This is a genomic window from Bacillus sp. MYb78, from assembly GCF_002975115.1.
In the GTDB taxonomy this organism is placed as follows: Bacteria; Bacillota; Bacilli; order Bacillales; family Bacillaceae_G; genus Bacillus_A; species Bacillus_A cereus.
This window is the reverse complement of sequence record NZ_PCOB01000013.1, coordinates 81,462-92,913: the sequence shown is the minus strand read 5'-3', so window position 1 is coordinate 92,913 and position 11,452 is coordinate 81,462. Positions and strand designations below refer to the sequence as shown.

Genomic DNA, 11,452 nt, shown 5'->3' with positions numbered 1-11,452 from the left:
ATGAAAGCACTACTTTGGCATAATCAACGTGATGTACGAGTAGAAGAAGTACCAGAACCAACAGTAAAACCAGGAACAGTGAAAATCAAAGTTAAATGGTGTGGTATTTGTGGGACAGACTTGCATGAATATTTAGCAGGGCCTATTTTTATTCCAACAGAAGAACATCCATTAACACATGTGAAAGCACCTGTTATTTTAGGTCATGAGTTTAGTGGTGAGGTAATAGAGATTGGTGAAGGAGTTACATCTCATAAAGTGGGAGACCGCGTTGTTGTAGAGCCAATTTATTCTTGTGGTAAATGTGAAGCTTGTAAACATGGACATTACAATGTTTGTGAACAACTTGTTTTCCACGGTCTTGGCGGAGAAGGCGGCGGTTTCTCTGAATATACAGTAGTACCAGAAGATATGGTTCATCACATTCCAGATGAAATGACGTATGAACAAGGTGCGCTTGTAGAACCAGCAGCAGTAGCAGTTCATGCAGTACGTCAAAGTAAATTAAAAGAAGGGGAAGCTGTAGCTGTATTTGGTTGCGGTCCAATTGGACTTCTTGTTATCCAAGCAGCTAAAGCAGCAGGAGCAACTCCTGTTATTGCAGTTGAACTTTCTAAAGAACGTCAAGAGTTAGCGAAATTAGCAGGTGCGGATTATGTATTAAATCCAGCAACTCAAGATGTGTTAGCTGAAATTCGTAACTTAACAAATGGTTTAGGTGTAAATGTTAGCTTTGAAGTAACAGGTGTTGAAGTTGTACTACGCCAAGCGATTGAAAGTACAAGCTTCGAAGGACAAACTGTAATTGTTAGTGTATGGGAAAAAGACGCAACAATTACTCCAAATAACTTAGTATTAAAAGAAAAAGAAGTTATTGGTATTTTAGGATACCGTCACATCTTCCCAGCTGTTATTAAATTGATTAGCTCTGGTCAAATTCAAGCAGAGAAATTAATTACGAAAAAAATTACAGTGGATCAAGTTGTTGAAGAAGGATTTGAAGCACTTGTAAAAGATAAAACACAAGTGAAAATTCTTGTTTCACCTAAATAAGATAGAATCGAAAAGAGTAGCCCTTTTCTAGAAATAGAAGAGGGCTACTTTTTTTCTGTACAGAAAGGTGATAGACTTTCCTGTAACTAAAGGTATTTTGTTTGGAAGGGGAAGTCTAATGCTTTCATTTATGTTGACATTGAAACGGATGCTAAAAGCTTGTTTGCGAGCATGGAAAGATAAAGAATTTCAAGTGTTATTCGTATTAACAATTTTGACATTAATATCTGGTACAATCTTTTATAGTACAGTGGAGGGGTTACGTCCTCTGGATGCTTTATATTTTAGCGTTATGACGCTGACTACTGTCGGTGATGGACAATTTAGTCCCAAAACTGACTTCGGAAAGATATTTACGATATTATACATATTTATAGGGATCGGATTAGTGTTTGGATTTATACATAAGTTGGCAGTTAATGTACAATTGCCAAGTATATTATCGAATAGAAAAAAAGAGTAAAGCATGTGTATGCTTTACTCTTTTTTTACATTAGTTTAGACAAGCCTTAATAATAGTTTATTAAAATGAAAGTGTATTCATTCATTATATTCACTGTGTATAAAGTTATAATGATATGAACATTTGCATATTTTAATTTAGTGATAGAAATTTCGTGAAAGGTGGGATATTCTAGTCATAGGTTAACCGGACGACATCATAGGATCCTAACAAAATGTTTACAATAATTCAATTATAAAATGGAGGATTTTATATGAAAAAGAAAGTACTTGCTTTAGCGGCAGCTATTACATTAGTTGCTCCATTACAAAGTGTTGCATTTGCTCATGAAAATGATGGGGGACAGAGATTTGGAGTTATTCCGCGCTGGTCTGCTGAAGATAAACATAAAGAAGGCGTGAATTCTCATTTATGGATTGTAAACCGTGCAATTGATATTATGTCTCGTAATACAACACTTGTAAAACAAGATCGAGTTGCACTATTAAATGAATGGCGTACTGAGTTAGAGAACGGTATTTATGCTGCTGACTATGAAAATCCTTATTATGATAATAGCACATTTGCTTCACATTTCTATGACCCTGACAATGGGAAAACTTATATTCCGTATGCAAAGCAGGCAAAGGAAACTGGAGCTAAATATTTTAAATTAGCTGGTGAGTCTTACAAAAATAAAGATATGAAACAAGCATTCTTCTATTTAGGATTATCTCTTCATTATTTAGGGGATGTAAACCAACCGATGCATGCGGCAAACTTTACGAACCTTTCGTATCCACAAGGATTCCATTCTAAATATGAAAACTTTGTAGATACGATAAAAGATAATTATAAAGTAACGGATGGAAATGGATATTGGAACTGGAAAGGTACAAATCCAGAAGATTGGATTCATGGAGCGGCAGTAGTTGCGAAACAAGATTACGCTGGCATTGTAAATGATAATACGAAAGATTGGTTCGTAAGAGCAGCTGTATCACAAGAATATGCAGATAAATGGCGCGCTGAAGTTACACCAATGACAGGTAAGCGTTTAATGGATGCACAACGTGTTACTGCTGGATACATTCAGCTTTGGTTTGATACGTACGGAAATCGTTAAGTATTTGAAAAAGGTCAAATCTCAGAATAGAGTATTTGGCCTTTTTATGACTATACAATACATGGAGGTATGAAACGTGAAAGGTAAATTGCTAAAAGGTGTACTTAGCTTAGGGGTTGGTTTAGGAGCTTTATATAGCGGAACTTCAGCTCAAGCAGAAGCATCTACAAATCAAAATGATACATTAAAAGTGATGACGCATAATGTATATATGCTATCAACAAACTTATATCCAAACTGGGGACAAACTGAGCGTGCTGATTTAATCGGGGCGGCAGATTATATAAAGAATCAAGATGTTGTTATATTAAATGAAGTGTTTGATAATAGTGCCTCAGATCGTTTATTAGGCAATTTGAAGAAAGAATATCCAAATCAAACAGCAGTATTAGGTCGTAGTAGTGGAAGCGAATGGGATAAAACGTTAGGGAACTATTCATCTTCAACTCCTGAAGATGGTGGCGTTGCGATTGTGAGCAAATGGCCAATCGCTGAAAAGATTCAATATGTATTTGCAAAAGGATGCGGGCCAGATAATTTATCGAATAAAGGATTTGTATACACGAAAATTAAGAAAAATGATCGTTTCGTTCACGTGATTGGGACGCATTTGCAGGCTGAAGATAGTATGTGCGGAAAAACTTCACCAGCATCTGTACGTACGAACCAATTAAAAGAAATTCAAGATTTTATTAAAAATAAAAATATACCAAATAATGAGTATGTGTTAATTGGTGGTGATATGAACGTAAATAAGATAAATGCAGAGAACAATAATGATTCAGAGTATGCATCTATGTTTAAAACATTGAACGCTTCTGTACCATCTTATACTGGACATACAGCGACTTGGGATGCAACGACAAACAGTATTGCAAAATATAATTTCCCTGATAGTCCTGCCGAATATTTAGATTATATTATTGCAAGCAAAGACCATGCGAACCCATCGTATATAGAGAATAAGGTGTTACAGCCGAAATCTCCACAATGGACTGTTACATCGTGGTTCCAAAAATATACGTATAATGATTACTCTGATCATTGCGAATTGCATAATATCAACCTTTTAAAGGGCGTAGGTCACGAATTGGTAACGAAAATGATAAATCTTGTTCCATAAACGCAACTACTTCCGCTTGTTTTGACGGATATAAATGACTATATGTATTTAACGTTGTTGACACATCCGAATGTCCTAGTCTCTGGGCTACCACAAGTGGACTAACACCTCTATTTATTAAATAAGATGCATGGGAATGTCTAAATTCATGAAGTAGAATTTTAGGTATTTCAGAAGAAGCAACATATTTGGCAAAACGTTTATGAAGGGTGGCTGTCGCTATACTTGTGTAAAATTCACCAAATACAATATAATCATTTTTTATCGGTGCCCCTAATGTAGCATGTTCTTTTAATGTTTTCAATAAGTCTATGACAAGAGATGGTAGCATAATAATACGATTTGAGGCTTTGGTTTTTGGTTTTGTAATTTGTCTGTTATAGTTGGTTTTATTAATATTAATCGATTTTTCTTCAAAATTAATATCTGCCCATGTTAATGCTAGCAATTCGCCAGTTCTTGCACCGCTATAATAAAGAGTCGTAAAAAAGGCTTGATATAGTAAATCATCTACTACATGAATGAATTGTTTAAACTCATCAAATTCCCAAAAGTTTAATCGTTTATTCGATTCTTTTTCAAAGTTGCCAGCAATTCTCGCAGGATTACTTGTGAGACCATAAAATTTTATTGCGAAATTAAAAATTGAGGACAGTACGGTATGAATCTTTTTCAAATAAACAGCTGAATACTTATGAATAATTTCGTTTTGGTAGATCATGATATGCTTAGCAGTTATATTGTTGATTTTTGATTTTCCGAACTTTTCTAGTAAATGATTTTCAAGGATGGCTTTAATGGTGTTAATTGAAGATTGTTTTCTCCTTTGGCAATACCAATCAAAATAACTATCCGCGACTTGAGCGAATGTAAAATTTGAATTTGTTTCTTTTTCAATTAACATTTTTGCTTCAGCTTCACGTGCTTCTTTTTTCGTTTTAAACCCACGACGTTTTACTTGTTTTTGGGTACCATCAAACTGACGGACTCTGACCACAAAAAAATATGTTCCTCGTTCTTTATCTTTGTAGACCACCATAAGAACCCCTCCTGTATATATAAAGATTGATAATTAAATTTATTGGGTAGATTATAACTTGTTTGTTACCAAAAGAAAAGACTCTCAAAATAAATTGAGAGCCTTTCTTTGACTTTAACCACTTTAATTTTAATAACATATTACCTACATGAAAATAAAATTGCCGTTTAAAACAGTATAACATATTTAGATTTGAAATTACTCAAGAAATAAACACTCCCACTACTATTAGTAGAAAACCAGTCATGATGATACAAGTAAGGGTAAAATCATATTACCATAATAATATCGTGATACATATTGAGAAAGTTTGAAAATTGTTTCTTATGATATTCTAATATAATTCAGAATTGGTTGGGTGCACTACTTAAAAATTGGCGGGTTTCTACGTTAATTTGAGTGGAATATAATGAATAATGAACCAATATTCATTACGAATATAAAATATGTGAAAATGCATTCAAATATTTTCAAGTTTTTTCTTTAATGCTATATTGAGAAATAAGTTTTAGAGTGGAATAGAATGCGAGTCCGTGCTAAAATTGGCTCTGTATACAGTATATGGGTTTCTGTCAAGTTAATAGACAGAATAATCGTAAAAAACAAAAAATAAAAAACAGAAAACATAAAAACTCGCAGAGCGTGTGTAAGGGGTGCTTCTGCCAAAACCTCTCACACCGTTCATCCTAAAGCTATCTTAGGAAAAACACTTGCATCATACGAGTTCCTCTTTAGTTTAACAGACATTCATCATTCGTAGTGCGGTTTAGAGGTTGAGAAAATGGGATGGTGAATTTTTATGTTTTAGAGAGGGGGAAATGTTTTTATGAGCTTTAATCAAAAAATATGTGATTTGATTGAAGATAGAGAGGATTTAAATTTAACAATTGTGGCCGAAAAAATGGATGTTCCTCTGCACTATATGTCAAAATTTAAAAATCAGGGAACAATTAGTTTTTGCAATTTACTTAAACTATCGCATGTTATGTCATTAAGTACAGTTGAATCAAAAGATTTGATGTATAACTGGTGTCTAGAATTAAATTCTACAGAATTAATTAAGCAGAGCTTCGAATATGCAGCTATTATTAGAGATACTGAATTATTAAACGAACTTATTAATAAGCATTTAAGTGAAGAAACATCTATACGAGAATATGTAGGCGTATATAAAATTTTGTATGATTACATGAAAGATACATTGCCAGGGAATGATATCGAGGTAGAACTGGAGAAATACGGAAAAATTCAAGATCCAGTTTTACGTGTTTTATCGGAAATTATGAAATGTTACAATTATTATTTTGATAAAAATTTTGAACGTATGTTTACAATTGGAAATGAAATTGAAAATTCTATTTTAGCTGTGAGTGAAAGCCGAAAATTATTTATAAGGAATTGTTATATTCACAGAATTGCAGAGCTATTTTGTACAGTTTGTTTGCAACTTAATGATTTAGAAGCTACTAGGCATTATGCGTATATTATAATTAACGCAAACATCTGTAATAAAACTGTTGCTGATGCATATTACCGACTAGGTATGTCTTATTTAATAGAGGATAAAGGACTTTGTTTACAGTATCTTGAACAAAGTCATGAAGTTTCTAAAAAATCGGGGATATTTGAATTAGAACAAGAGACAAGACATAATCTCTTATTGGCAAAAATATATTATGAAGATAGAGTATTAAATTTTGAAGAGATTGATCAAATAAAGAAGGCTTTTTATCAGAAAGACGATGATGATTTTGTGATCTTCTTTAGAGCTATTGCAAGTAAGGATTATGGAATTATGCATGAAGTTCTTGAACATTTTTTTGCACAATCTAATTATTTTTTTGCTGGTTTAATTGCAAGAAAGTTATATAATGAGGGTGATAGTCATCCAACATTAAAATGGATTATGGGGTACAAAAAAGAGAAAAGAGGGATTAATTTTGAAGAAAATTGTATTAGTAATTTGTGCAATGACATTCATAATACCAATAACAGACAAGGTACTCGAAACAAAGAGTTATCAAATTAATAAAATACAAAAGATGGAACAGGGGACAAAACCTGGGGGCTGAAATAAAAAAAGACAACCAAAAGTTGTCTTTTTTTTATTGTATTTGATTTTATTTGGGGTAATTAGTAGCTAAAAATTTATTTTTAAAAGTTTTGCGAGTAAGATATTTAATAAATTTCAAGATGATAGAATGTAAGTGAGAGATGAGAATGAAAAAACATAGGGGGAATAGAAATGACGAGAGAAGAGATTGTAGAACTATTTTTGAGCACAATAGATGAAACTAAACCGGAATTAATTGAAGAGTACATAGAAGAAAGTTTTAGAATTTAAAAGATAGCCCGTCTCCAAGATGAGGGGCTATTTTTTTTCGTTATTATGATAATCTTCTAATGTTTTGGTTATTGCCAACATCTGTTGAAGTACAATTTCCTGTTTTTCCTCAGGGAGCGTATCTAATCGTTCCATAATTTCCTTGAATTTTGTGTGTTTCTTTATATCTAATTCGTTACCACGTCCTAGTAGGAAATCAGTTGTTACTTCTAATGTATCAGATAATTTTGCAATAGTATCTGGTGAAGGAAAACGTTCTTCGGATTCATAATAACCAATTACACGAGACGAAGCCCCTACCTTTTTCCCTAGGATTTCTTGCGTCCAGTTACGTTGTTTTCTGAGTTTTTTTATTCTAGCCCCTATACCCATCAATTTAATCACCTCATAAAGTTATTCATTTGAACAACTTGTTCTCTTTGGGATTAATCATAGCACATTATGTTCGAAAAGTCATTGACAATGTATAAATTGTTCGATATGATTGTAATCGAACAAAACGTTCTTGTGGGAGGTAGACATGAAACAATCAATAATTTATCATAAAATCGCAAAACATTGTGGGGTTACTGAAAGATATATAAGAATGCTGGACAAAAAAGAGCGCAGCCCATCCATGGAAGTTGCTAAAAAAATAGCTGACTTTTTAGATGAATCAATAGAGGAGATTTTTTTTAACTCCGATACGAACGAAACGTTCGTTTTTGAACGATTTTATCCAAAGCTAATTGAAGGGAATACTTCAATCAGGAGTTGATGTAAATATAAAATATACAGGGAGTGATATGTATGTACAAAAACTTATTTATTGCTCGAAAAGAGCAACGTATGACCCAAGAAGCAATTGCAAATTTAATCCATATTTCACCGAGAACATATTTTGCTAAGGAACACGGTAAAAGTGATTTCACCCTAAAAGAAGCTCAAAAACTAGCAAAATACTTCAAAACAACAGTGGACGAGCTGTTTGAAAAATAATGAAAGGATGGTAAAAGAAAATGACACCTGAAAAGTTGTTCGAAGAGAAAGAGTATTTAGTAATCGCAGCGATCAAACAAAGATTTGGAAGTATAGCAAGAGCAAGACAAATTGCAGAAATGAACAATATGGAGTTGGACGATTTAATTCAAGTAGGTCGTATGCATTTATGGCGGTGTTGTATGAAATGTGATGCAGAGAGAATAGATACATTCCATGCATACGTGATGAAAGGTATGAAATGGGCCATGAGTGATGAGCTACATATGAAAGGAATGCCTTTTAAGGTAAGTAGAAAAGTGAGCCATGAGGAAAGGAATCAAATCAATATTCATTCAATTGATTGGCATCGAGATGAGGAATCAGTAAATGAATATTATGCAGTTTCTCCTATCGATGTGGAAGAAGAAGCGTTGTTATCAGTTGAATTTGAAGAAGTAACGAGTGTGCTGGAGAAAAAGGAAAAATTAATCATTCAGCACGTGGGTGAGGGATATACCACAAGAGAAATTGCAAGGAAATTAGAGATGGGGAAATCCACAGTGAATAGAAAGAAAAATGAAGCGTTTTTAAAAATTAATCCTGATTATAAACCGTTAAACTTAAGAATATTTTTCTTGGGCACAAGAAGAAACAGGAGAAACCGCCAGTTGGGGCTGACGGTCTAATAAAAACACATGTTGAGGTCATTATAGCATGAAATGAGCTCATGTAAAGGAGGGCAAACATGAAAAACGGTAAAAGGCCAACTAAACGAGAGAAGATACATATTAATGCATATAATTTAAATTCTGATAACTGGTTGATCTATAAGAAGGCAGATGGGCAACTACATTTAGTGCATCGTCATACGAACTCAACACGAGTCATTCCAAGTGCATAGGGATAAAATTCTCACTCGTCAATTTTGGAGTGGCAATTATTCATACAAGGAGAGAAATAATCATGACTAAATCAGTTCTAACAAAGGATCTTGAAAAGAAACAAATACTCGATAAATTCTTAAAGCATTGCGAACAACAACAAGTTAAAGCGCTACAAAAGAATGACCCATATCTATTTTGTATCTGGATTAAAGAAGCCCGATTAGCCCGAAGGGAATTGGCAGCACTCTACCGCGCGAAAGAAAAGTGTGATGAGGAACGAGCGCATATTCATGGGATTGTTCACCGCTTGAAAAGTATCGGTGTGAATGCAGATGTTGTGGAGAGGGTGCACTATATTACATTGGCAAACTAATGAGGAAAGGGATAGGTGGTAATGTCTACATTTCATGAGCATAAAAGCCTGAAAATTCGTAAGGATCAAATATGCTTAGGGTGTTTGAAAAACATACCTAGTGACTCTGATGTGGTTAACAATACAGGGAAATCTGAATATGAGTTTTATGATTACTATCTCCATACGGAATGCCATGAGTTTTTAAAACAACATAGTGAATACCTAGAGGAAGGTGTTTGGGATGGGTGTGTGAATGAGATTAAATTGGAAATGGAAAAGGAGAATGAAAATGAAGAATAATCAAGAGAATCAAGTAACAGCCTAGCCATAATCAGTGTGTGGAAAACAAAATGAAAAGGTGGATGAGTGAGATGAATAACATGAAAGAGGCACTAAGGGAATTGAACAAACGTGTAGAATCGCTTGAACAAAGGTTAACAGCGGAAGCATCTGTACCCGAGGCTATCGAAGAAGATGGTCCACAAGAAAACCCCTCTTTGTTAAAAAATATGCTAGAAGAGGGAAAAAGTATTTTGATGCAGGTTCATGAGAATGAGAAATTTTCCTTAAACGTCAATGAGACGAGAGGAATTAATGCAACGGGGCCTGCAGAAATTATCATACAACATCCTGGTTCAAAAGAAACAGTCGCTCATTTAGAAGAGGCTGTAGAGAAAACGATTTTAGGGTTAACAGAATGGATTCAGTTTGTATGTAGAGGTTCCTCTACGGATGATTTAAAAAGACTTTCAGATATTGTTATGGCAACGTCGGAATTGTATAAAGCTTTTAAGAGTTAATTCTTTAGCAATTTGCATTTCATCATTCATAGGGAAGCACCTCCTTCTGTCTATTACATTCGACAAAAAGGAGAAAAATCCTACATGTGTTGGAAGAGGTGATTTGTATGTTAGAAAACCCAAAAATTATAGGTAACCAACACGATTCCACCAAACAAGATTTCGAACATTACTGTAGCGATTGTGACGGTGAGTTGTATTTCGGTATGACGTATTACGTGTTTGAAGGTAGCCTTATTTGCGAAGATTGTCATGGGAAGTTTTTAGAGCGACACGGCACACGTTTTGTCGCAGGGGAATAAAAAAGAACTCACGGCAATGAGTTCCTTAGAAAAAATAAATTCGAAGCCAGTATAACACAGAGAGCGAGTGAAAGAAATATGCAAGCGAAAGTATTGGCAAATACATTACATATGAATCGTAAGGCTTGGTTAGAAGCACGTAAGCAAGGACTAGGTGGTTCAGATGTGGCAGCCATTGCTGGCTTAAGTAAATGGAAGTCGCAAGTACAAGTGTTTCTTGAGAAAACACAAGCTATCGAACAAGAAGATATACAGAGTGAAGCCGCTTATTTTGGGAATGTATTAGAAGAAGTAGTTGCCCAGGAATTTGCCAAACGTACAGGTTTAAAGGTACAGCGTCGAAATGCCATTCTACAGCACCCAGAGTATCCTTGGATGCTTGCAAACGTGGATAGGCTCATCGTAGGAGAAAAAATTGGATTAGAATGCAAAACAGCGTCTGAATATTTGAAAAAGGATTGGGAAGGCGAAGAGATACCTGTTGCTTACCTTCTCCAGTGTCAGCATTATATGGCTGTGACAGGCTATGAAGCATGGTGGATTGCCGTATTAATTGGTGGCAACAAATTCGTGTACAAAAAGATCGAACGGGATGAGGATATAATCCAGTATCTTATCAATATGGAACGGGACTTTTGGCTGAATCACGTCGAAAAGGATGAACCGCCTATGTTTGACGGTTCAGAGGCATCTACACAATTACTGAAGCAAATGCATCCGGAATCTATAGAAGATAGCTCTATCAGCTTAGGAAAGCAAGAAGAGCTACTTATTGAAGCGAGGGACCAAGTAGATAGAGAAATGAAGGCACTACAAGAACAAAAGGCAGAGTATGAGAACAAGCTGAAAGCGAAATTAGGTTCTCATGAGAAAGGGACAACAGAGAATTACACCGTTCATTGGAAGTCCTATACGAGTAATCGTTTTGATAGCAAACGATTCAAAACAGACCATCCTGATTTATACAAGGAATATGTAAATGAAACTATATCAAGAAAATTTTTAGTGAAATAAAAAACAGGGA

General features: G+C 34.5%; 16 protein-coding genes. 14 read left to right on the top strand and 2 right to left on the bottom strand.

Features of this window, described 5'->3' with window-relative positions; genetic code table 11:
• The 4 genes from bdhA (at position 1) to sph (ending at position 3,744) form a co-directional block, all read left to right on the top strand.
• Complete coding sequence (gene bdhA, locus CQ064_RS22010) at positions 1-1,053, top strand: (R,R)-butanediol dehydrogenase (RefSeq protein WP_000645827.1); 1,053 nt, start codon at positions 1-3, stop codon at positions 1,051-1,053.
• A 118-nt stretch (positions 1,054-1,171) separates the two neighbouring features.
• Entirely contained in the window at positions 1,172-1,516 is a 345-nt protein-coding gene (locus CQ064_RS22005) for a potassium channel family protein (protein ID WP_000948241.1), read from the top strand.
• Between the two features lie 253 nt (positions 1,517-1,769).
• Complete coding sequence (gene cerA / locus CQ064_RS22000; protein WP_000730997.1) at positions 1,770-2,621, top strand: phospholipase CerA; 852 nt, start codon at positions 1,770-1,772, stop codon at positions 2,619-2,621.
• Positions 2,622-2,697: 76 nt separating this feature from the next.
• Positions 2,698-3,744 (top strand): sphingomyelinase C, encoded by a 1,047-nt coding sequence (gene sph, locus CQ064_RS21995; RefSeq protein WP_000676798.1) that lies wholly within the window; start codon positions 2,698-2,700, stop codon positions 3,742-3,744.
• Here sph and CQ064_RS21990 read toward each other — a convergent pair.
• Positions 3,683-4,783 (bottom strand): tyrosine-type recombinase/integrase, encoded by a 1,101-nt coding sequence (locus CQ064_RS21990; protein WP_000262043.1) that lies wholly within the window; start codon positions 4,781-4,783, stop codon positions 3,683-3,685. The two genes, sph and CQ064_RS21990, sit on opposite strands and share 62 nt — an antisense overlap.
• Positions 4,784-5,609: 826 nt before the next feature.
• Between CQ064_RS21990 and CQ064_RS21985 the strand changes: the two genes are divergently transcribed.
• Positions 5,610-6,812, top strand: coding sequence for an AimR family lysis-lysogeny pheromone receptor (locus CQ064_RS21985; RefSeq protein ID WP_000009558.1), 1,203 nt, complete (start codon positions 5,610-5,612; stop codon positions 6,810-6,812).
• A gap of 342 nt (positions 6,813-7,154) precedes the next feature.
• Here CQ064_RS21985 and CQ064_RS21980 read toward each other — a convergent pair whose 3' ends face one another.
• Entirely contained in the window at positions 7,155-7,499 is a 345-nt protein-coding gene (locus tag CQ064_RS21980) for a helix-turn-helix domain-containing protein (protein ID WP_000511081.1), read from the bottom strand.
• Between the two features lie 148 nt (positions 7,500-7,647).
• Here CQ064_RS21980 and CQ064_RS21975 point away from each other — a divergent pair, with 148 nt between their 5' ends.
• From CQ064_RS21975 to CQ064_RS21940, 9 genes are all read left to right on the top strand, one after another.
• On the top strand, positions 7,648-7,884 hold the full coding sequence (locus CQ064_RS21975) for a helix-turn-helix transcriptional regulator (protein ID WP_000813894.1): 237 nt from the start codon (positions 7,648-7,650) through the stop codon (positions 7,882-7,884).
• A 32-nt stretch (positions 7,885-7,916) separates the two neighbouring features.
• The gene (locus CQ064_RS21970; RefSeq protein WP_000277640.1) at positions 7,917-8,105 is read left to right on the top strand and encodes a helix-turn-helix transcriptional regulator; all 189 of its coding nucleotides are present in this window, start codon (positions 7,917-7,919) and stop codon (positions 8,103-8,105) included.
• A 20-nt stretch (positions 8,106-8,125) separates the two neighbouring features.
• On the top strand, positions 8,126-8,773 hold the full coding sequence (locus tag CQ064_RS21965; RefSeq protein WP_000187072.1) for a sigma-70 family RNA polymerase sigma factor: 648 nt from the start codon (positions 8,126-8,128) through the stop codon (positions 8,771-8,773).
• 59 nt (positions 8,774-8,832) lie between these two features.
• A complete protein-coding gene (locus CQ064_RS33710) occupies positions 8,833-8,988 on the top strand; it encodes a DUF6906 family protein (protein ID WP_000788396.1) in 156 nt (51 codons plus the stop codon).
• Positions 8,989-9,050: 62 nt separating this feature from the next.
• Entirely contained in the window at positions 9,051-9,344 is a 294-nt protein-coding gene (locus CQ064_RS21960) for a hypothetical protein (RefSeq protein WP_000167564.1), read from the top strand.
• A 21-nt stretch (positions 9,345-9,365) separates the two neighbouring features.
• On the top strand, positions 9,366-9,626 hold the full coding sequence (locus CQ064_RS21955) for a hypothetical protein (protein WP_000102854.1): 261 nt from the start codon (positions 9,366-9,368) through the stop codon (positions 9,624-9,626).
• Between the two features lie 71 nt (positions 9,627-9,697).
• On the top strand, positions 9,698-10,126 hold the full coding sequence (locus CQ064_RS21950) for a hypothetical protein (protein ID WP_001061882.1): 429 nt from the start codon (positions 9,698-9,700) through the stop codon (positions 10,124-10,126).
• Positions 10,127-10,233: 107 nt separating this feature from the next.
• Complete coding sequence (locus tag CQ064_RS21945; protein WP_000892407.1) at positions 10,234-10,428, top strand: hypothetical protein; 195 nt, start codon at positions 10,234-10,236, stop codon at positions 10,426-10,428.
• Positions 10,429-10,506: 78 nt separating this feature from the next.
• The gene (locus CQ064_RS21940) at positions 10,507-11,442 is read left to right on the top strand and encodes a YqaJ viral recombinase family nuclease (RefSeq protein ID WP_001148168.1); all 936 of its coding nucleotides are present in this window, start codon (positions 10,507-10,509) and stop codon (positions 11,440-11,442) included.
• Positions 11,443-11,452: the final 10 nt, after the last annotated feature.